At 50.2% G+C, this 20,462-nt stretch carries 24 protein-coding genes; 2 read left to right on the top strand and 22 right to left on the bottom strand.

Annotated features, from left to right (window positions below; all coding sequences use genetic code 11):
- The 14 genes from ACYQ3S_RS02080 to ACYQ3S_RS02015 all read right to left on the bottom strand — a co-directional run bounded on the left by ACYQ3S_RS02080 (window position 1) and on the right by ACYQ3S_RS02015 (window position 10,937).
- A complete protein-coding gene (locus ACYQ3S_RS02080; RefSeq protein ID WP_459687114.1) occupies window positions 1-1,938 on the bottom strand; it encodes a C40 family peptidase in 1,938 nt (645 codons plus the stop codon).
- A gap of 63 nt (window positions 1,939-2,001) precedes the next feature.
- Window positions 2,002-2,325 (bottom strand): hypothetical protein, encoded by a 324-nt coding sequence (locus ACYQ3S_RS02075; protein WP_459687092.1) that lies wholly within the window; start codon window positions 2,323-2,325, stop codon window positions 2,002-2,004.
- 8 nt (window positions 2,326-2,333) lie between these two features.
- Window positions 2,334-2,648 (bottom strand): hypothetical protein, encoded by a 315-nt coding sequence (locus tag ACYQ3S_RS02070; RefSeq protein ID WP_459687091.1) that lies wholly within the window; start codon window positions 2,646-2,648, stop codon window positions 2,334-2,336.
- 55 nt (window positions 2,649-2,703) lie between these two features.
- The gene (locus tag ACYQ3S_RS02065; RefSeq protein ID WP_459687090.1) at window positions 2,704-3,195 is read right to left on the bottom strand and encodes a hypothetical protein; all 492 of its coding nucleotides are present in this window, start codon (window positions 3,193-3,195) and stop codon (window positions 2,704-2,706) included.
- A 75-nt stretch (window positions 3,196-3,270) separates the two neighbouring features.
- Entirely contained in the window at window positions 3,271-3,459 is a 189-nt protein-coding gene (locus tag ACYQ3S_RS02060; protein WP_459687089.1) for a helix-turn-helix domain-containing protein, read from the bottom strand.
- Between the two features lie 260 nt (window positions 3,460-3,719).
- Window positions 3,720-5,339, bottom strand: a complete 1,620-nt coding sequence (locus ACYQ3S_RS02055; protein ID WP_000945966.1) for a recombinase family protein — start codon at window positions 5,337-5,339, stop codon at window positions 3,720-3,722.
- Window positions 5,340-5,450: 111 nt separating this feature from the next.
- Window positions 5,451-5,639 (bottom strand): transposon-encoded TnpW family protein, encoded by a 189-nt coding sequence (locus ACYQ3S_RS02050; protein ID WP_000427739.1) that lies wholly within the window; start codon window positions 5,637-5,639, stop codon window positions 5,451-5,453.
- Window positions 5,640-5,653: 14 nt separating this feature from the next.
- The gene (locus ACYQ3S_RS02045) at window positions 5,654-6,493 is read right to left on the bottom strand and encodes an ATP-binding protein (RefSeq protein ID WP_000200031.1); all 840 of its coding nucleotides are present in this window, start codon (window positions 6,491-6,493) and stop codon (window positions 5,654-5,656) included.
- Entirely contained in the window at window positions 6,490-7,284 is a 795-nt protein-coding gene (locus ACYQ3S_RS02040; protein ID WP_001205019.1) for a replication initiator protein A, read from the bottom strand. Before ACYQ3S_RS02040 ends, ACYQ3S_RS02045 begins: the two co-directional genes overlap by 4 nt.
- A 72-nt stretch (window positions 7,285-7,356) precedes the next feature.
- A complete protein-coding gene (locus ACYQ3S_RS02035; RefSeq protein WP_000998386.1) occupies window positions 7,357-7,743 on the bottom strand; it encodes a cysteine-rich VLP domain-containing protein in 387 nt (128 codons plus the stop codon).
- A complete protein-coding gene (locus ACYQ3S_RS02030; RefSeq protein ID WP_009249723.1) occupies window positions 7,733-9,400 on the bottom strand; it encodes a relaxase/mobilization nuclease domain-containing protein in 1,668 nt (555 codons plus the stop codon). Before ACYQ3S_RS02030 ends, ACYQ3S_RS02035 begins: the two co-directional genes overlap by 11 nt.
- Window positions 9,372-9,770, bottom strand: a complete 399-nt coding sequence (locus tag ACYQ3S_RS02025; RefSeq protein ID WP_001126628.1) for a plasmid mobilization protein — start codon at window positions 9,768-9,770, stop codon at window positions 9,372-9,374. Before ACYQ3S_RS02025 ends, ACYQ3S_RS02030 begins: the two co-directional genes overlap by 29 nt.
- 646 nt (window positions 9,771-10,416) lie before the next feature.
- On the bottom strand, window positions 10,417-10,608 hold the full coding sequence (locus ACYQ3S_RS02020) for a hypothetical protein (RefSeq protein ID WP_000841357.1): 192 nt from the start codon (window positions 10,606-10,608) through the stop codon (window positions 10,417-10,419).
- Window positions 10,609-10,739: 131 nt separating this feature from the next.
- Window positions 10,740-10,937: a helix-turn-helix domain-containing protein gene (locus ACYQ3S_RS02015; RefSeq protein ID WP_001909500.1), complete on the bottom strand. Its 198-nt coding sequence runs from the start codon at window positions 10,935-10,937 to the stop codon at window positions 10,740-10,742.
- Between the two features lie 82 nt (window positions 10,938-11,019).
- Between ACYQ3S_RS02015 and ACYQ3S_RS02010 the strand changes: the two genes are divergently transcribed.
- Window positions 11,020-11,481: a hypothetical protein gene (locus ACYQ3S_RS02010; RefSeq protein WP_021659603.1), complete on the top strand. Its 462-nt coding sequence runs from the start codon at window positions 11,020-11,022 to the stop codon at window positions 11,479-11,481.
- Window positions 11,482-11,522: 41 nt separating this feature from the next.
- Here the strand turns inward: ACYQ3S_RS02010 and ACYQ3S_RS02005 are convergent, their stop codons facing one another.
- The 5 genes from ACYQ3S_RS02005 to ACYQ3S_RS01985 all read right to left on the bottom strand — a co-directional run bounded on the left by ACYQ3S_RS02005 (window position 11,523) and on the right by ACYQ3S_RS01985 (window position 16,112).
- On the bottom strand, window positions 11,523-12,290 hold the full coding sequence (locus tag ACYQ3S_RS02005) for a class I SAM-dependent methyltransferase (RefSeq protein WP_000456787.1): 768 nt from the start codon (window positions 12,288-12,290) through the stop codon (window positions 11,523-11,525).
- 231 nt (window positions 12,291-12,521) lie between these two features.
- Window positions 12,522-12,977 (bottom strand): XRE family transcriptional regulator, encoded by a 456-nt coding sequence (locus ACYQ3S_RS02000; protein ID WP_001071126.1) that lies wholly within the window; start codon window positions 12,975-12,977, stop codon window positions 12,522-12,524.
- Window positions 12,978-13,058: 81 nt separating this feature from the next.
- Window positions 13,059-14,978: a tetracycline resistance ribosomal protection protein Tet(W) gene (gene tet(W), locus ACYQ3S_RS01995; protein WP_000691721.1), complete on the bottom strand. Its 1,920-nt coding sequence runs from the start codon at window positions 14,976-14,978 to the stop codon at window positions 13,059-13,061.
- 794 nt (window positions 14,979-15,772) lie between these two features.
- Window positions 15,773-15,976 (bottom strand): helix-turn-helix domain-containing protein, encoded by a 204-nt coding sequence (locus ACYQ3S_RS01990; RefSeq protein WP_459687088.1) that lies wholly within the window; start codon window positions 15,974-15,976, stop codon window positions 15,773-15,775.
- Window positions 15,966-16,112 carry a hypothetical protein gene (locus ACYQ3S_RS01985; protein ID WP_459687087.1) on the bottom strand — a complete coding sequence of 49 codons (147 nt, stop codon included), beginning with the start codon at window positions 16,110-16,112 and terminating at the stop codon, window positions 15,966-15,968. The genes ACYQ3S_RS01990 and ACYQ3S_RS01985 overlap by 11 nt, the downstream gene beginning before the upstream one ends.
- A 495-nt stretch (window positions 16,113-16,607) precedes the next feature.
- On the opposite strand from ACYQ3S_RS01985, the gene ACYQ3S_RS01980 reads away from it, so the two are divergent.
- Complete coding sequence (locus tag ACYQ3S_RS01980) at window positions 16,608-17,516, top strand: helix-turn-helix transcriptional regulator (RefSeq protein WP_459687086.1); 909 nt, start codon at window positions 16,608-16,610, stop codon at window positions 17,514-17,516.
- A gap of 72 nt (window positions 17,517-17,588) precedes the next feature.
- On the opposite strand, the gene ACYQ3S_RS01975 is transcribed toward ACYQ3S_RS01980, so the two are convergent.
- The 3 genes from ACYQ3S_RS01975 to ACYQ3S_RS01965 all read right to left on the bottom strand — a co-directional run bounded on the left by ACYQ3S_RS01975 (window position 17,589) and on the right by ACYQ3S_RS01965 (window position 20,435).
- On the bottom strand, window positions 17,589-18,548 hold the full coding sequence (locus ACYQ3S_RS01975) for an alcohol dehydrogenase catalytic domain-containing protein (RefSeq protein WP_459687085.1): 960 nt from the start codon (window positions 18,546-18,548) through the stop codon (window positions 17,589-17,591).
- A 328-nt stretch (window positions 18,549-18,876) separates the two neighbouring features.
- Complete coding sequence (locus tag ACYQ3S_RS01970) at window positions 18,877-20,193, bottom strand: FeoB small GTPase domain-containing protein (protein ID WP_459687084.1); 1,317 nt, start codon at window positions 20,191-20,193, stop codon at window positions 18,877-18,879.
- Entirely contained in the window at window positions 20,190-20,435 is a 246-nt protein-coding gene (locus ACYQ3S_RS01965; protein WP_107631696.1) for a FeoA family protein, read from the bottom strand. The genes ACYQ3S_RS01970 and ACYQ3S_RS01965 overlap by 4 nt, the downstream gene beginning before the upstream one ends.
- Window positions 20,436-20,462: the final 27 nt, after the last annotated feature.

Raw genomic sequence — 20,462 nt, 5'->3', positions numbered from 1 at the left:
TCAAGGCAGACGCCCGTAATAATAGAAATGCTGCTGCCAATAACTCGAATTGAGGTTGGTGTAAGAAATAGGGGCGCCACAGTGCAACATCACGGAATTGCCCACATAAATGCCGACGTGGGAAACGCCGGGGGTGTCGTAGGTGCCGACAAAAAACACAAGGTCACCGGGCTTGGCCTGCTCCGGGGAAACAGGGGTACAGATATTGCAAAGGCCCTGTGCGCCCAGCCGTCCCACATCCCATCCGCTGTGATTGATTACCCAGCTCACAAAGCCGCTGCAATCAAAGCTGGTGCTGGGAGAGCTGCCGCCCCACACATAGGGATAGCCCACAAACTTTTCCGCCTCGGCCATCATTGCGGCAAAGGTGGCGTCCTCCAAAGCCTCCGGGGGTATCTCGTAATAGGTCGGCTCCTTGACGGTGGAAGCGTTGGGATAAGTGCCTGTGGGGAACAGGTCTGGCCGGTTGCCCAGCGTATGCATATACACCGCATACAGGCTCATTTGTTCCTCGCCCATGATGTAGACAGGCAGGTGGGACAGGTCGAAGTTTTCCAGCTTCACGTTGCAGATGTAATAGGTGTAGGGAACTTGCACGGTGTAGATGTTGCCCTCGCTGTCCGTCCGGGTTTCGGTGCGGTATCGGGTTTCGGTTTCAATGGTTTGTGTCAGGGTGTATTGCTTTTCAAAGAGCATGGCAAGATCGCCTTGCACGTCGCCCAGCGTATAGACACCCTTATGTAGCGCCGACAGGATGGAAGTCAGCACATAGGGGTCATGGCCGATCTCGTCCAGATCGAAGCGGTATTCGTCATAGCGGGGGCTTTCGTAGTTGTCAAGCTCATACTGCAAGTCGGCTTCCATGTCCGCATAGGCGGCTTCGGCCCCCAGCATATCGCTGTCCTCGGACAGATAGGACGTAGCCGCCACGCCGGTTCCGGCGTTGCCGAACATGGCCGTACAGGATTGCAGGCCGCCCATAGTCAGCATAAGCATAAGGCCTACGCCGCCGATCAGCAGCACACCTTTCCAGTGCCGCGCCGCAAAGGACGCGGCCTGTTTGCTTTTCTCGGCGGCTTTCTTGGCGGCTGCGGCGGTGGTTTTGGTGGCGCTGGCCGCGCCCTGTGCCGTCTGGCCCGCCGTCCGTACTGCCTTGGCATAGTCCCGTTTGATTTTCTGTTTCTGCCAGAACCGGGCCACCGCGTTTTTCACCGCCTGCGCCATTTCCGGGTTGTCCCGCAAGGATTTCTGGTAGATGTACTCCGCATTGGCGGCAATGGCCTTTTTCTCGGCCTTGGCTGCGGCCCGGTAGGGTTTGAGCTTATGACGCCGGCCGCTGCGGATGGCTTTTCCTGCTTGGTGCTCGGCAAGTTCTTCCCCCTTATGGCCGCCCTCGACGCCCACATTCTCATGCTCAACTTCATGGATTTTTCCATGCAAATACAGGCCCGCTTCCTCCATCGGACGGCTGGCCGGGTAGGGTTTGAGCTTGGGGGCCGGTTTCTCCACCTTGTCAAAGTGCAGCTTGGTTTTGGCCTTGCCCTTAGCCTCGTCATAGACGGTTTCCTTGGTGACGACGCGCTTTTTCGGCAGGGCGTCTTTGGTTGCGCCCCGCTTTTCCGCCTTGTGGACGTACTTGGAAAGGGCAGGATCGGCCCGTTCCTCGGCGGTGAATTGCAGGCGGGACGCGGGGCCGGTGGCCTGCGACGCCGTATTCGTGCCATTCTTGGCGGCCCGCTTCGCCTTGTTGCGCTCCCAGATGTCCCCGGCACGTTCCAGTACCTTTTCAGCGGTGCCGCCCGGCTGGGCTACGGAATAGTCCTGTTCGGCCTCCCAGCTGGAAATGTTAATGCTCTCGCCGGTGGTCTGGTTATCCAGCGTCAGGCCGTCACGGGTCATGTGCTGCGTCACCTTGTCACGGGGTTTCAATTGTTTGATGGTTAATCACCTCCTAAATTCGGGCATAAAAAAACCGCCTCGTTGGGCGGGTTAGTCTTGTGTTTAGATCATAAAATCAGTATTCCGAAGTCTTTTTCTAATAAACATACTCAGCCTCTTTGTACGTTCTTGAATTTCCTGAATTTTGTTCACACAAGAAGGAAATTCATTCAGCGATATGTTTAAATCAAGCTGATTTTTCATACTACAACTTTCTAAAATATCAGATGCAATCATGCTAATCATATGAAGTTGTTCATCGATTTCCATCCCAATATCTTTGGGGAACATTCTACCAGATTTTCTCATGATTTCATACAAGTACTGTAGTGGTAATAATTCTTCAGGAGATTTCAATAATTTGTGTTGATAGCGTACCAGTTCCAAAATCTCTTCTATTGGTGCCTGAGTATCTTTGCTGCCTTTTTTGCCGCAGGTGCAGAAGCTTCTGCTACAGAAGAAACCTCTTTTAATGCTTCCTCGATTTTAGGCCAGAAAGTATCAAATGTTGTACTCAACACATCTTCATGAAGTTTAGAATCCTCTAAATTGGAGTTGATGCTCTTAAATAATTTAAAAACATCATCTTTGGTGGCACTTGCCATTTGAAATTGAAGAATGGGACTGTTTTGAATATCAGAAGGCTTTAAATCAACAAGAAACGGGCAAACCTTTGATTGCTCGATATTTAAGTTTATATCATGATTCATGCTCAACTTCTCCTCTGCAAATTCTTCATATTGTTTTACCGCCTACAAATTCCTCTTAACTCCCTGATAAATGGGAAGTTTGTTGTCTGATAAGTTCAATATACGGATATGGTGGTTCGATTTCATACTGTATTTGAAAAGTATTAAGTTTTTCTAATATTATGTTTCTTATATCGTAGGCATCTCCAGATACAAGTAAATTTCTTTTATATATTAACGCCTTTCTTGCTTGAAGGTAATTCACTTTTTTGATTTTTGCATATGCCTTAATTTCGTCTAATGAAGGAATGGTATCATGTAAAATTAAAAAGATACTGTAAACTGTGTGATCCATAGACATAGGGCAATAAGCAGTAACCCATTCTCCAAGGTTCCCAAAACATAATTTAAATATAGTTTCTGGAAAAACGATTTCATTTCCTAAATCATCTATTATTTTTTCTGCATCTATTAAATAGTCAAATCCGTAACAAGAATCCACTGTAAATTTGCCATATGAAGGAAGTCTTACGCACCTGCACATACAGCACTTAGCTTCAATAAACATATAGCTGCTTCCCTCCTCTCACTCAATTCCGATTTATCACTTTACATTGTCCATAGAACTTTCTTCCTGCTTTAACTAAATTACATCTAAAATACCACAATTCAAGGTTTCACAAATCTTTATCAGCGTTTTCATGCTGATATGCCCACCCTTTCCCATGTTGGCAATCATATTCGTGGTAAGACCGGCGGCCAGCCGCAAGTCCTCCTTCCTCATGCCACGCTCTTTTAAGGTACGCCATAGCGGCTGATAACTGATGTGCATTTATCCTCCCGCCTTTCTCCCTACATAGGGGTTTCTGACTTTATTATAACAAAATTCTTGCGAACTCACAATATCTCTTGACACAACCGCCGGTTCCGTCTGGATTGTGCTTTTCCTTTCTTTTTCTTGATTACATCTACTTAGCCATGAACTGCTTAACACCCTGTGACTTTGCTAATGTGCGATAAAGAAGTAATAGAAGTGTAAAAAATTTTGCCGTTCCTATCCGGCACTTAGGGCTGTGTCGGATAGGTCAGGCGTTAGGCTTCCGGCAAGTCTATCTTGCCGACAAAGCTGTAATAAATCTCAATGTCCTGCCTGCGGGTGCCGTTCTCGTCATAGCTGCACTCATGCACGACGATTTTCTCAATCATTTCCCGCAAGAGGGTGGGGGTCAATTCTTCAAAAGCAAGGTGCTTTCTCACAATCCCCATGAATTTCTCGGCGTTGACGGTGGCGGCCTGCGACTTGGAAAGTTCCTCCTGCAAAGCGGCAGCCCGGTCTTTCAGTTCCCGCTGCTCCTGCTCATAGTCCGCCGACAGCTCCATGAAACGCTCGTCGCTGATTTTGCCGCTTACATTGTCCTCATACAGCCGCTTGATAATGCGGTTCACTTCGGCAATGCGTGTCTGGGCCTGTTCAAGCTGCTTCGTGGCTGCGGCGGTCTTTCTCTTGCCGCCGATTTCGTTCTGCTGGATGAGCAGCTTTACAAAGCGGCTCTCATGCCTGGCGGCGTATTCCGTCACTTGCCGGAGATTGGAAAGCACGCCCGCCGTCAAAAGGTCGGTGCGGATAAAGTGTGCCGTACAGTCACGGGTACGCTTCTTGTAGCTGCCGCAGATATAACAGTCCTGCTTGCGGTTCTTGTTCTGATACCGCTGCTGATACAGCACATGGCCGCAGTCGGCGCAGAACAGCATACCAGAGAACAGCCCCACTTCATCATAGCGGTTCGGGCGTTTTCGCTGCTTGCGTAACTCCTGCACACGCTCCCATGTTTCCGTGTCGATAATCGGCTCATGGTGATTTGGGAAGATAGCCTGCTTCTCGATGGGGTTCTCAACGCTGTGCTTGACCTTGTAAGAGGGCTTCTCCGTCTTGAAGTTTACCAGACAGCCAGTGTACTCCCGGTTTTCCAGCAGATGGACGACGGTGTTTGTCGCCCACTTGCACTCATAGCCGGGGTGGTAGCGTCGGGTGCTGCCCGTCCTGCGGTATTCCAGCGTCCCCGGCGTGGGGATTTGCTGCTCCGTCAGCATACGGGCAATCTTGGTCGGGCCATTTCCCGCAAGGCAAAGCTGGTAAATCTGCCGGACAACCGGGGCGGCTTCCTCGTCAACGATATAGTTCTCGTCCTTGTCCATGAGATAGCCATAGACTGGCTTGCTGGTTACAGGCTTGCCGCTCATGCCTTTTGCTTTCTTTACTGCCTTGATTTTCTTGCTCGTATCTCTCACCAGCCATTCGTTAAATAAGTTCCGCAGAGGGGTAAAATCATTGTCCATGCCGCCGTTTGCGCTGTCCACGTTGTCATTGACAGCGATAAAACGCACGCCCTTTTGAGGGAACAGCATTTCCGTGTAAAATCCCACCTGCAAGTAATTACGCCCCAGCCTGCTCATGTCCTTGACTATGACGGTGCCGACTTTCCCGGCTTCAATGTCTGCAAGCATGGCTTGAAATCCGGGCCGCTGGAAGTTCGCACCTGAGTAGCCGTCGTCGGTGTACCAGCGCAGATTGGTAAAGCCGTTCTGCTTGGCGTAGGCTTCCAAAATCCGTTTCTGGTTGGAAATGGAATTGCTCTCGCCTTGCAATTCGTCCTCATGGGACAATCTCGGATAAAGGGCGGTAATGAGGTTTTGGGTGGCTTGTCTTAACATAAAATCCTCCGTTTCCGACAGCCAGCCCCACTATTCCGTGGTTTCATTGTACCACGGAACAGGGGCGGCTGTACAGCGGTAAAAGTGATAAATCTGCTTCTTTACAGCTTGTCAAATCGCCTTTTTTTGTGTAGCAGCGGCTTCCGCTTCCAGTACCCTCGCCATCTTGTCGGCGGCGGTGCTGGTGGTGTCTTTCTTGAAAAAGCCGGACACGACAAGAACGGTATTCCCCATGCGGATTTCCGTCACGCAGTCGGGGCGGCGGGTGGTACGGTGGTCGTGCTGCTTGATATTCTCCATAGGCAATACTCCTTTCATTCAGCCAGCAGTTTCTTCATGGTTTCCATTTTCCGCTTTGCGGTTTCCTGCCGGAAGTTGACGCCAGTAAAGCGTATCGGGACGCACATGGACAGCAGTCGGTCATAAATCCGGGAATGGGCCGTGTCTGTCGGCTTTTTCAACTCGTCCAGCGGGCGGTTGGTGGTGGCGATCAGCGGCTTGTTGCTGCGGTATCGGGTATCAATCACATGGAATACCTGTTCCAGTCCATAGTCGGTGCCACGCTCCATGCCGAAGTCGTCAATGATAAGCAGCGGATAGCGGCAAAGGCGGGAAATATACTCATTCCGGCCTGTAAAGCCGGGAGAGAGGTCGCCCAGGATAACGGCGAAGTTCGTCATATATACGGGGACTTCTTTCTCCATGAGGGCGTTTGCGATACAGCCCGCAAGGTAGCTTTTCCCGTTGCCGACGTTCCCCCAGAACAGGCAGCCGATGTTTTCGGCCTGCATTTCTTCCCAATGCTCCGCATACCGCCGGGCAATCCCGGTCTGCGGGTTTCTGCCGTTGTCGTTCTCGAATGTCCATTGCTGCATGGCTGAGTCGGCAAAAGCCCTCTGTTTCAGATTTTCCACGGCTTCCACATGGCGGCGGTGTTCCTCGGCGGCCTGCCGCTGCTCACGGGCGGCTCTCTGGCAGTCGCACTCTGCCGGGTGGCGGTCACGGCCAAACAGCTCCTTACCCTCCGGGAAGTAGGCTTCTTTCGGCGTATGGCACTTTCCGCAGTAAAGCAGTCCGTCCTCGCCGATATAGTCCTCCATCTCCGGGGCGGCGGTTGTCATGTTCTCCAAAATATCTTTGATTTCACTTGTCATAAGCTTTCTCCCTCCATACAGGTATAGTCGGGGATGCCCTGTTTTACGGCTCCCTTTTTGTCATTGGCCGCCCATCTGTGCAAGGCGGCGGCATAATTCTGGTAGGCTTTCCCGCTGGCGGCAAGGTAATGGCTCATTTCCTCAATCAGCCGTTCCAGCCTGTCCGGGTATTCTGCCTGTAACTCGTCATATTCGTCCTTTGACAGAAAAATATTCTCATATCGGCCATAAGCTGTGGGCGGCTCCCCACTCGCTCTCATTGTTTGGTTCTCTATTAAGTTGTTTATATTAGTTTTGTTAGGGGTCGGTTTTCCGACCATCATAGGGTCGGTTTTCCGACCGTCATAAGGTCGCTTTTCCGACTGTATGAGGGTCGCTTTTCCGGCCATCAGTTGGTCGGAAAACCGTACCACTGGGACAGGCGGCACTTTCACATAAAGCCGATTGGGTGCGGAGAAGCCCCGCCGTTCCCGTTCTAAAAGCCCGGCTGCGTCCAGTTCTTTCAAGGCTCCCTTGATGGCGGTACAACCCTTGTCCAGCATTTCCGCTATCTCCGCAACGGGGTAGACAATGAATATCCTGCCCTCGCCGTCCTGCCAGCCGTTCTTCTGTGACAGGGTGGAGCGGTCTAATAAAAGCGCATACAGCAGCTTGGCGGTCTGTGAAATCTCCATTTTCAGCAGGAAACGGGGGTATGGAAGATAGGCGGGCAGCGTGGTGTCTGCCCTGATATAATCAGCGATAGTATCACCTCCCTCTGTGTTGTGTCGTTTTTGGGCTTTGTCACGCATTAGGACGGCATTTCCGGGGGGAAAGGATAAATGTATCGCATACCCTTTGACACCCACGAAAAAAGCCTTGATTTATGCGGGTTTGAAAGGCTCTAAAGCGTGACATTTCTGCCTTTGTTTCCGCTTTCTCTCGGCGGCTTTGCGTTTCTTCATGCACCCGGCGCAGCCGGGGCAGTATTTCCCCCGGTTGGATTTGGGGACAAAGGCCGCCCCGCAGACCGCGCAGCGTTTCCGGCTCCCCCGGTACAAGAGGGCTGCGGCCAGCTCCCCGTCAAGGGGCAGGACAGCCACACGGAACCAGCGGCACATGAGGGAATAGGAAATGCTCTGGACGCACACGCAAGGCTCCCCGTCGTCTAACAGCAGGCAGTTCCCCTCGTCGTAGTTACAGCACTCATGCACAAGGCGGCGGGCTGCCTGGTGCTGGCGGTAGTCCATGCGGGACGGCTTATCGTTCATGGCTCTGCTCCTTTCTGCGGTGCGGCTCTTCCCGGCGCAAAATCTGGTCGATGTTCCGCTTGACGGTCTGCAACTCCCTGAACCGCTGCTTCTGTTCGTGATAGGTGTTGTACAGGCCGTCTTTCTCGGAGATAAGCTGCTCGATCTCGGCCTGCAACGCTTTTCGGCCGGGCAGCTTGGTAAGCCCCTGTGCCTTGAAATACCGGGCGGCGGCTTCGGCTATGATAAAATCGCTCTCGTTTGCCTGGCGGTATGCGGCGCGGGCTTTCTCGGATTTCTGCGCTTTCAGCCCCTCGCGGATGGGCTTGGTCTTGGCATAGGCAAGTACCTGTTGCCGCAACTCCCTTTTCCCTTGCAGCTTCGTTTCCAGTGCTTTCAGTTCGCCGCTGGTCTGGCGCATTTCCTGATAGGCGGTAGCAACGGCGGCTTCAAGCTGTTCCGGGGAAGAAAAGCCGTACTGTTGGTAGATGGTCAGGGTCTTGGCGGCCTGTTTCAGATTGTGTATCTTCGCCCATCGTTCATAGCCTTTGCCCTTGCCCTCGGCCATCTTCTGCTCAATGTCCACAAGCCGCTGCACACTGTCCTGTCTGGGGTCGATTTTCCCTGTCTTTTCGCCCTGTAAGCGGCCTTTCCCGGCGTGTAGGTATTCGGGTATGGCTGCGGTCTGTTCGGCGGCTCTGGCGGCTTGGTGCTGCGGGGTGTAGCGAACCGTTACGCCCCTCTGGGCGTTCTGCTCCAAAACGGCAAGGACGGCGGTGCGGTCAAAGTCGCCGCCCAGCTTCCGGGCGGTGATAGGCTTCGTCCTGTCTGGCGTGAGGTAGGACAGCCGCCCCCGGCTCTCCTTGACGGTCACACCCTCCCGCAACAGCAGAGAGGAAAACTCGTCAAAGCTGGCAGCGGTGGCAAGGGCTTTCCGTAGGGTCTGCCGCAGCTTCTCCTTGTTCGTTTCAAACTTGGTCTGCCGGGGCGTGATACCGCCTGCAATCATGGGGGCGTTCTGCTTGTCCAGTGCGGCCTGTCCCTTTTTCTGCGCCCAATATTCCCGGTCTGTGACACGGTTCTTGCTGCCGTTCAAGAGGTCGATTTGGTAAAGTCCTTCCCGGTGGCACATCTCCATGACCTCGGACTTGAAGTAGCGTAGGGCTGCGTCGGTGCAGCGGTGCTTGCACCCGGCTTTCGTGTCCGCTGGCCTGTCCATGTAGGGCAGGAACGGCACTTCCTCTATCCGCAGGCTGTTAATGACGATATGCACATGGATGTTGCCGCTGTGGTTATGCCCGTCCGGGTGGGTGCAGACAAGGGCCTGATGGCCGGGGAAATGCTCTTTACAGAATTGCTCCCCCAACGCCTGCGCCCGGTCTACGGTCAGGCCGTTGTCCGGCCCGTCCCGTGGGTCAAAGCTGATGATATAGTGGTGGCTTTTCACATCCTCCCGCCGCTGATTTTTCTCATAGCGGAGATTGGAGCGCATACACGCAACGGCAAAATCCTCGCCGCCGCAGTTCAGCGTGGACAAGCGATAATCCTCACGGGGGATAAGCCTGCCGTTTTCATCAAGGACGGGCTTCATAGTAAATTCGTCATGCTCAAAGAGCAGGTATTGTTCGGCGGCTCCGTAGTCGGCGTTCTTAGAGCCTAAATGCTTGAGTGTTGCCAACGGCGTCACCTACTTTCTTTAGGACTTCATACTTGAGGGCGGCAAGGTCGGCGGCCGCTTCCCGCAATTCCTTTGCCATAGCCGGGTAGGGGCTATGCCACTCGTTGAGGGTGCGGGCAATCTGGTTGAGATTGCCGCCAATCCTGCCGTACTCGGCTGTGAGCTTCCCGACAGCGGAGAGCAGCTCGTCATTGACTGACGACACATGGAGTACGGGGCGTATGGTAGTGCGCCGGATGGCCTGCCGGAGAAATTCGGACTGACTGATACCATAGGGCGCAAGCCGTTCTGTGAAGTCGGCGTATTCTTCATCGGTCAGCCGGGTTTTCACAACATGGCTGCGGTGGGGGGTGTTGTATCGCTTCGGCATGGGCTGTAAACCTCCTTTCACTTATCACAAAAAATGGGCTGGTCTGTTAGCTATTTTCGGGGCATTTCCTGTCTGCCGGACAGAAATATTTTTGCGGCGTAAGCCGCATAGCAGGGTTTGGGGAAGGCACTCCCCAACAAGTTTCCCGCGAGGGGCAAAACCGCAGAATTGCGGATTTTGGCACCGTGGTAGAAACTTGCTCTAAGTAAGCCGTAGATTTCCCCTTGCACTTACTACTCGTATAGCTGCCGCCTGTTTTGGCCGGATTTCTGCAAAAATCTTACGGCGTGGGGCGATTTTTACCCGCAGTTCTTTCTTTCCGCTAAAGATACATTTCAAAGGCCGCCAGCTACCCGCTTGCCGGGAATTTTCTCAAATTTTCCTTTGCCTTAGAAATACAGAAAATGCAGATTTGGCTACCGCCGCAGAAAATTTTTTGTTTCCGGCTTCACCTACCTACTACGGATGACTTTGCGATTTTGCCAAACGGATAAAGAAAAAAGCAGCAAATCTTTTTCAGACTTACTGCTTTCGCTGGCCGCCGATGGGCGGTGGATATTCAGTTTTGAAAGTTCAGGTCAGGTTGGCCCGATGATGGATAGCACAATAAATTCCTGTTTTCCCTTTAAGGCATTGTGCATTTTTTCTATTTCTCTTGATGATTATTTTTTTCATAATCAATCAATGTACCTATAACAATTCCAATCAACATTCCGATACCTGCACAAATAGAAATAGCAAAAAGATTTTGCAAAAACGCCCATGCCAACACACCTATGCAACCACCGACAATAAATCCTGTTAATAAGCCAATAGTTAAGTATTTATTACTTTTCATATTGCTATATCTCCCCTAAAAGTATATTTGTCGTTGGTTCTATTATACTATGACCTGCTTCCTTTAGGAATAGATGAATTGTAAACTGGCTGGAGTGAAACCGCTAATGACAGCCAGTGTTTGTTCTTTGTTTATCGGTCAAAGCGAAATTTGAACAGGGCGGCAATGAGCTGTTGCTTTATATGTTCCTCAACTTCGGCGTTGACTTTCCCGTGTACTTTGGAACAGTAGCGGATATATCCGGCATAGTGGGAAAGAATGGTGTCGATTGCGTCCGGGTCGCCCTCATGGGCTTTGACGATTGTTTCATAGGGGAGAAGTTTACTCATAGTCATTTCCCTCCATGAGCCGCCTTAACCGCTGCAAGGCAAGCCGGATATGCCGCCCCGCTGTGCTGCGTGTCCGGCCAATATGTACGCCGATCACTCGCTGCGGCTGGCGCAGGAAATAGTAACGAAAAATTTCTTCCTGCGTCTGCTCCGGCAAAAGGGCAAGGGCGGCGGCAAGCTCCGCATGATACAGAACGGCGGTCTGGCCGCAGGCGGTAAAAAGATATTCTTCAAGCTACTCCGGCTCGGCAAGCTGGACAAACTTTTCACTCATCAGATAATCAAGGGAAACTTCCCGTTCCCACCTCCGGCGCAGCTTCAAGATTTTATCTATGGCTGCGTGACGAATGACTACCTTGCAAAAGGCATTGAATGTGTACTGGATATGCACCTTGTAGGCTTCATCTTCGGTCATGGAAATTCCCCCTCTCTGAATAATAGTGCGGGGCGGCAGTACTCCTTGCTGTCGCCCCTTGATTGCCTACCAGCAAAGACGGGCGGGGCTGTCAACGACGGCGCGAAGCGGCGTTCATTTTATCGTTGACTGGCTCGGCTGGGTTTGCTATTTACCCGACAAACTTGAATTTATTTTAAGCTATCACGTTTTACCTTCTTAAGCCTTACTATCATTACCATAGGAATTTCTTTGTTGGTTTTGAAACATTCTTCATAAAATCCATCAATGACAAATCCAGCTCTAAAACAAAGGTTAAAAATATCTTGTATGGAACGATGATAATAAATCTGCTCTTTCGGTTGCCCTTCAATCGCTATATCATAGTAACTGTGCGGTGTCATATATTTTTCAGTCAACGTGACAAAACAAGGGTGTTGCGTTGCAAAGACAAAAATTCCGCTTTCCTGCAACAGTTCATAAACAGCCATAAGAAGTGGTTCAATGTCCGTAATATCCATAATTGCCATATTAGAAACTGCTTTCGTAAAGGCTCGATTTCTTTTTAATTCTAATATACTTTTTCTATCGGTCGCATCCGCCACACAAAATTCAATTTGTTTTGCATATTGTGATTGCCGTCTTTTAGCCAATTCTATCATTTTTTTGCTGTAATCAAAAGCGACAACCGAAGCACCTCTTTGTGCAAGATACGAAGAATAATTTCCATTGCCACACGCAATATCCAAAATGTAATCCGCAGGATTAGGAGATAGAAGTTCCGTTACTTTGGGGCGCACTACCTCTCTGTGAAATTCATTAGATTCGTCACCCATTGCATTATCCCAAAATTGTGCGTTCTCCTCCCAGATTTTTTTACTTTCCTCTGTTCCCATGTTCTCTCCCACTCCCAAAATTTGCTTTTTTGCTTCCATTAAATCTTCCTTACTATATTCCATTGTTACCCTCCATAACTTCTGATTGTTGTCGTCTTGACTATTATGTATCTTTTCTTTCCAAAATGGTATAGGCTTTTATTTTTGTAATGCTGCAAAACTTTTCTTCTGTAAGGTATTCAAAGGATATTTCCCTTTGCCGCCGCTTGCATTAAGCCGCCGCTATTGGAAAGCCAAAAGCAGCGGCTTTTTTTACTCGGTATTACCGAAAAGTATAGAAAGCAGGATATGTCATCATTTGTCATTTCTTCTCAATGTAATAACTGCATGGCATATCAAGCCAAATACAAGAGAAAAACAGCCACCGCCAAATAGTGATGCTCCCCACCCTGCACCTGACATTGTCATAAAACCGCCAACAAAGAAAATACCAATGCCAAGAAATATACCAACACCATAAAAAAGTCCAATTGCCATATCGTACTTATTAAATTGTCGTTTCTCCTTTTTTTCATATGTTTCCATCTTTGTTATTACCTCCTTCGCAAAATCGTCCATGTTGACTCCAAAAAGAAAGCAAATTTTTTTCAACATATTTAAATCGGGTTCATTAACATCTCTCTCCCAATTCGATAGTGCCTGCCGGGTAACATTCAATTCCCCGGCTAGTTCTTCCTGTGTCATTCCCAATTGTGTTCGCAGATGACGTATTTGCTTTCCTGTTGTAATATTCGTCTGTTCCTGGTTCAAAATAGTTTCTCCTCTCTGATACTGATTTTATCAATGATATTTCGCAATAGCCAGCAATGAACGCTTGCATTGCGCAAGACGTTACATTATCTTCTGAAACATATAGCGCACCTTGTCCAGGCGGCTGTTTGGACGGCGGGGCTGGATGACTGGCTTGCCGACAGCGGCCTGATACCCTTTCAGTTCTGTAAGGCATACGCTCTGCCCGTTGGTGTAAAAGGCCAGATCAGTACGGTATGCCTGTATACAGCGGGCGGGAATCTCGCCAGTAAAGACAACTTCATCCTTTTTTACCTGGACCGTTTCGATGGTGGCACAGTATTTCGGTGCATCATGATAAGCCCTGGAAAGATATTCCCGGGGCGCATAGAGGGTGAAGGAGAGATAAGGTTCCAGCAGTTGCGTCCCTGATTCCTTCAATGCCTGTTCCAATACAATCGGGGCCAATGAGCGGAAGTCCGCCGGCGTGCTGACCGGACTGTAATAAAGCCCGTATTCAAAGCAAATCTTACAGTCCGTTACGTTCCAGCCGAACAAGCCCTGCTCCAGCCCGTAACGGATACCATCCCTGACAGCGTTTTGAAAACTCTGGTTCAAGTATCCCAGCGAAACCCGGCTCTCGTATTGTACACCGGAGCCAAGCGGGAGTGGTGTAACAGACAGTCCGATGGATGCCCAAAACGGGTTGGGCGGCACCTCGATATGGATGGTGTGGCTGGCTGCTTTGAGCGGCCGCTCCATATAAATGACGGTGGGTTCCTTTACCACTGTTTCAAGCTTGTATTTTTCCGACAGCAAAGCGGAAACAACCTCCAACTGCACCCGGCCCAAAAAAGAAAGAATGATCTCATGGGTGATGGAATCCACCTCGCAGCGCAAAAGCGGGTCAGTATCCGCAAGTTGCGTAAGAGCGTCCAGCAGCCGTTCTCTTTGCGCTGCCGTTTTCGGCGCAATCGACGTCCGCAGCATGGGGAGGGGGTCCTCACGCCACCTTTTACGAGGGAGCCGGGTTGGGTCCCCTAATACATCGTTTAACCTCACGCTGTCGCTGGGAAGGATAACAATTTCACCCGGATAAGCGGTGTCTGTCCGAACAATTTCCCCTTTGGATGGAATACGCATCTCTGTGATTTTCAGCTTTTCTCTCCCGGCCAGGGCCACCGTATCCCGCAGGCGCAGCGTTCCGCTGTATAGCCGTAGATAGACACGCCGCTGGCCGCAATCTGTATACTCCACCTTGAAAACGCTGCCGCATAGGGCGGCGCTCCCCTGTTCCCCAATCGGTTGGAACAGCCCTGTCACCGCATCCATCAACGGTTGAATGCCAAGGCCCTTTTTGGCGCTGCCATAATAGACCGGGAACAGGGAGGCGTCTTGAACCCGCCGCTGTTCCTCCCGCACAAGTTTTTCCCGGCTGATTGGTTCTCCTGCGATATACTTTTCCAATAATTTATCGTTATTTTCGATGACCGCATCCCATGCTTCTATGTCGGTATTTTCCTCCAGGACTATTTCCGGGGACAGCGACACCGTCTGCTTGATGATAATATCGGCGGAGAGCTTATCCCGAACAGACTGAACCACGCTCTGCAAATCAACGCCAGCCTGGTCGATCTTGTTGATAAAGATAACGGTGGGAATGTTCATTTTCCGCAGGGCATGGAACAGAATACGGGTCTGGGCCTGCACGCCATCTTTAGCGGAGATCACCAAGATGGCCCCATCTAAAACAGCCAAAGAGCGGTACACCTCCGCCAAAAAATCCATGTGGCCGGGCGTATCCACAATGTTGACTTTACATCTGTGCCACTGGAAGGAAGTGACTGCCGCTTGAATGGTAATCCCACGCTGCCGCTCCAAAAACATGGTGTCCGTCCTCGTTGTCCCTTTTTCGACGCTCCCCGGTTCTGAAATGGCTCCGCTGGCATATAGCAGGCTCTCCGTCAAGGTCGTCTTTCCAGCGTCTACATGGGCAAGAATTCCAATATTGATTATTTTCATGTGATTGTCCTCCCTTTACTGCCCCGAAGGGCATAAAAATCCCCAGCAGTAAAATACTTTTACCACTGGGGATGATAATTTGCGGACATACACATATACAGCATACACCTGTTTGTGAGTGCTGTTTTTGGGGATATGTCAAAATTGATAAGGCAAAAGTATTCTTAAATTGGGTACAAAAAACTAAGCCCCTACAAAAGGGACTATCATAATCCTTTGTTCCCACTATTTGATTATAGTTTTATTTAAGAATACCTTGCCGCATATTTTTTACTCCTTTTCTGGAATTGAATTATTATATCACATCAGTTTTAGGAAAACAAGTATCTAAAAGAAATTTTTCTTCCCCTTATATGTAACAATCATACCGGCTTCCTAACGTTCAGAATGGTTTCTACTGTCTGCTGCGGTGTTTGGTTGGAATTGTCCAGCCAAAAGCCGATCCGTGGTGTTGTCTGCATTTTACTAAATACAAATTCAATGTATACAGAAAGAAATATATAAGGAGTGGGAGGGATTCCGCCGTAGTCGGCATTGTAGGAAAATCCAAAAGTTTAGATTTTCTCAAAATGCTTATCTTTTGGTCTTTGGTTCGGAATAGTGTAGTGCTGGCGGTCTATCTATTGTTTTCGGTTGCTTGCTTCTTTACCGTACATGAGCATTCAGTTTGCGCTTGTATCGTTGTATTCAGTTCTGACCTCCTCTTATTCATAATCAATTATCCCTCTAACTTCTAATTTTTCACTGGCTTTATTATACTCTATTTCATTGCATAAGTATAGCTGTATGCGGCGTTATCTGCCAAAATCATATTTGAAGATTGCGGTCAATAGCATTTCTGTAATGTAGTCCTCTGTGTCCCGGTCTACCCGCCCATCAACAAGAGAGTAATAACAGATAAGTCCTCGGTAATGCTGTAAAACAGTGTTGACTGCCTCCGGATCGCCGCTGGTGGCTTTTATGATTGTTTCGTAGGGGAGAAGTCTGCTATTCCTCATGCGTCATTCCCTCCATTTCCTCGTAAAGCCGCCGTATGGACTTGCGGATATGGTAGCCGGTCGCGCTGCGGCTATGCCCGTACAGCTTGCCGATTTTTTCCTGCGAAAGACGGCGGTAAAAGGACAGGTAAAGCATTTCCTATTCCTCTACCGGCAGACGGGAGAGGGCTTGTACCAGTAGCCCATTGTTTAAGATAACCGTATCGCCGCAAAGGTTCAGTATGTATTCCTCGTCCGGCTCCGGGGCTTAAAACATTTATCGTTCGTGCCTAAAGGGTGGTATTTTTCTTCTGTGAGGTATTCAAGGGATATTTCTCTTTTGTATTTGCGGCTCCTTGTTCTGACGGCAGTACACATAGCGTTGCGGATAACGACTTTACAAAAAGCGTGGAACGTGTACTCGATATGTTCTTTGTATTCTTCCGTACAGGATATGGAAATTCCCCCTTTCCTCAAAGGCTTGTGCATGGTTGACGGGCTGCATTTATGATAAACAGGGTGCAGTTCATACGCGCCGTTCATCTTGACCGTTGACTGGCTCGGCTGGCTTTGCCACTTAAAGATTGCTGTAATTTTGGCTGGACTATGATATAATCAGAGCAAGACAAAAGCGTATTTGTGAGGCGATAGCATGGAAAACTTTAATGAAATTTTAAGTTCATACATAAGCCGGTTTGAATTAACAAATGGGCTTAATAAAACTGCCATTCCCTATATTTCTATCTTGTTCTGCAATCGACATAATTTTCTTTTGCCGGATATGGGAAATCCCTACATTCTCCTTGTGGTAGACGGAAATATGCGGCTTTACAATGAGAACGGATTTTGCGATTATTCTCCGGGACAATATTTTATTTCTGCCATTGACAGCCCTCGGACAGCAGAAACTTTTTCTGCATTATCAGAAAATACGTTTGCCGCACTTCTGATAGAGTTCTCTTTGGACGATGTGATTTCCGTCATGCTGGATATTGACGGCGATTTGCCTGAAAAAATATTTGACGAAAACACATCTGAACCTGTATTTTCCTGTACTGATGAAAAAATTATAAATATCGTTGTGCGGCTCTTTTCCATGACTTCTTCGGAATTATCCTTTATGGGAAAACATTTGAAAAAGGAATTGATATTTGACCTTATTACCGGGCTGCATGGAAAACAGTTTATGCAAAACATTATCAATATTCAGCAGGCAAGAGATATTTATTACATCAATAGCTGGATTAAACAAAACTACAAAATTGATTTTTCAGTTGAGGATTTAGCAGAACAGGGCAATATGAGCCTGTCCAGCTTTCATCAAAAATTCAAAAGCGCCGTAGGCATGGGGCCATTACAATGTCAAAAGAAACTTCGCCTTATGGAAGCCCGCCGCCTTATGTTGGACAACTCGGCAAATGTAACGGACGCAGCTATGGAAGTCGGCTATGAAAGTGTGTCGCAATTTATCCGCGATTATCGACGTATGTTTGGCCGTTCCCCGCAAAAAGATGTTCAGGAAATAAAAGAGTGTATCGGGGCGCAAGCAAAGAAAACGTAATGCTCCGATACGGAAGAAAGGCGCAGTTTTTTGTAACTGTGCCTTTCTGTCCGTAGAGGGCAGATAACACATTTATTTCCCCATACGCAGTACAGCGCGGAAATGCGTTTTTGCTGCCATCATTTTTTCGTATGCCTCTTTTGCCCGCTCCAACGGGAATACTTCAATCATAGGGCGAACATTGGTTAAAATGCTGAATCGGACAGCAGCCTCCATTTCCTTTATGTCTGTGAAAGTACCCTTGACCGTATTGGGGCCATTCAGAAAATCCATAGCAGACCATTTGAGCGGATTATCGTCTACGGCGGCAATAATTAACTCTCCTCCAGTACCCAGCCCGCCCATAAGTGAGGAAATGACATCTGCATTAGGAGCAGTTGCAAGGATAACTTTTGCGCCTCCCAAAGCCTGCAAGGTTTCAGCGGCATTTTCCTTTTCACTGTCGATATAATGATGTGCGCCCAGTTCTCTTGCAAGCTGTTCCTTATCCTTGCCGCGGGAGATAGCCACTACCTCATATCCGGCTTTTTTCGCATACTGTATTGCAAGGTGTCCTAATCCTCCGACGCCGGATATTGCTACTAAATCGCCGGGTCTTGCGCTGCTGTTATGAAGTGCGCTGAATGTTGTTTCTCCTGCACAAAGCAGCGGGGCGGCTTCTTCGGCGGTAATTTCGTCGGGAATGGCAATCAGCCCATCCTCGTAAGCTACCATATACTCTGCATAGCCGCCGTCCGTTGTAAGTGCGGTTGTATGTCCATGCCCGCCATGCCAGCCGATTCCCACACGCTGGCCTACTTTCCACTGGCTGACTTCCTCGCCCAGCTTGTCTACAATCCCGACTACCTCATGTCCGGGAATACGGGGATATGAGGACGCCGCGCCCTCAATTACTTTGGAATCGCCATGACAGATACCGCACGCCTCAACTTTCAAAAGCACCTGTCCTTTTCCCGGCTGAGGAATAGGGATTTCCACTAATGTCATAGGCTCGCCTTTTGCTGCTACCTGTATTGCTCGCATTGTTGCCATTGTCTTTACCTCCTGTTTGGTTGTTTAATCCCATTTTACAGAAATGACCGTCAAAATACTTGCCTGTTCCTACGAAAAAATTGCTTGATTCTCTTTGTGGAATACGGAATAATGGGGTGGCGTCTATCAAACCTTTTTGTGTTATTTTGTGTCACATGAGCATTTACTCAAGATTCATATCCACTGCATGAAACAAGCGGCGATACTCCTACTTAGGAATACCGCCGCTTGCGTTTTCGTCTATTAAAATTTGTCACATCAAGGTTCTTTCTAAAATGGTGTAGTAGTGGTGTAGTAAGTGTCGTTCCTCTCCGTGAAACCATTGATTTTACCGGCTTTTTCGGGACTTTTCAAGATACTGCCATGGCACACGAATAATATTTTTGTCATGCTTTATAACTCCTGAGATCTGATTAAAGGCCTTGAACCTCTTGGTAAGAGCGGATATTACGAACTTTTTCCATAATCCAATATACGCGATGGCGCCGCGCCTGTCAAGCGGCTGCGGCCGCATACACTTTCTGCATAAGCACATGCTTAGGCTCTGCTTGCCGCAGGCGTGCGCCCGCTGGAACGCATGGTCGAGCTGGAACGCCACGCGCGGCAGATAGCCGGCATCCTCCAGCAGCGTGAACAACGGGAAGAAGATCGCCATGGGCGGCAGCATGACAGATACAACGGTCGCCAGCACGCGCCATACCCCATCGGTCAGCATGGAAACGACAAAGGGAGGGAGCCCGAGCGCGGTCAGGCCGGCCGCAATCGGCGCGGTCAGGCCCAGCAGGTGCGCGCCGAGCCATTCGCTTGGCACATTTGCGCCGAACAGGGTGATATAAAAGACCAGGGCGAGCAGGAGGAGCATGAGAGGGATTCCCAGGCGGCGGCTCATCAGGATGCGGTCGAGCTGCCGGTCGCGGGCGCAGGCAGCCTCCGGCACCTGGACGCAGGTGAGGGCGATCTCCTCCGCGCGCAGCGCGGCCGCGGCGGTTACCATGTCGTCGAATTGCTGTCCGGTCAGGCCGCCGGGCGGGTGCAGCGCGAGCGTGGCAAGCGCTTCGCCGCGTGTGCCGCCCGTCCGCTGCAGCGCGTTTTCGATCACATCCGGATAGCGGATCGCAGCGACCGGACCGGACGCTGCGTTTTCCAGCGCGCGGCATACCGCCTGTGTGAGCTGCGGCAGGCCGCGCCCGCGCCGCGCCGCGCAGGGGATGACCGGAATGCCCAGCTCGTGCTGTAGGGCTGCGGTGTTGATTCGAATGCGCTTTTTGCGCGCTTCATCCATCAGATTGAGGCAGAGCACGGCGTTCGGCATGACCTCGAGCACTTGCAGAACTAAAATCAGGTTGCGTTCCAGGCAGGTCGCGTCCGTGACAAGGATGGCTGCGTCCGCATCGCCGGAGGCGAGGAAATCGCGGGCAACGCGCTCCTCAGAGGAGCGGGCGCGCAGGGAATAAGTACCGGGCAGGTCGACCAGCGTCAGGTCTGTATCGCCGCAGCGCATCACACCGTATGCGTTTGCAACGGTTTTGCCGCTCCAGTTCCCAGTGTGCTGGCGGCTGCCGGTGAGGGCGTTGAATACCGTCGATTTGCCTACGTTCGGGTTGCCGGCCAGCGCGACTACCGGCGCTCCGGCGCGCTGCCTCAAGGGACCACCCCGACTTCGATCTGTGCGGCGTCGCTTTTCCGCAGGGCGATGACCGCGCCGCGGATCAGGTAGGCGGTGGGATCGCCCGCGGCGGCGCGCTGTATGCAGGTCACCCGCGTCCCGTCAACCAGGCCGAGATCCTGCAGGCGGCGGCGCATTCCGCCCGAGAGGTGCAGCGTGCGCACGCGTGCGCCCATCCCTTCCGGCAGGTCGGGCAGCGGGAAAAAGGTTTCATGGTTCATGCTATCATTCCCTATTTAGGATTTGGC

The sequence above is a fragment of the Agathobaculum sp. TL06 genome (assembly GCF_054658635.1).
The sequence above is the reverse complement of the archived record's forward strand: the minus strand, read 5'-3'. Positions and strand labels throughout refer to the sequence as shown.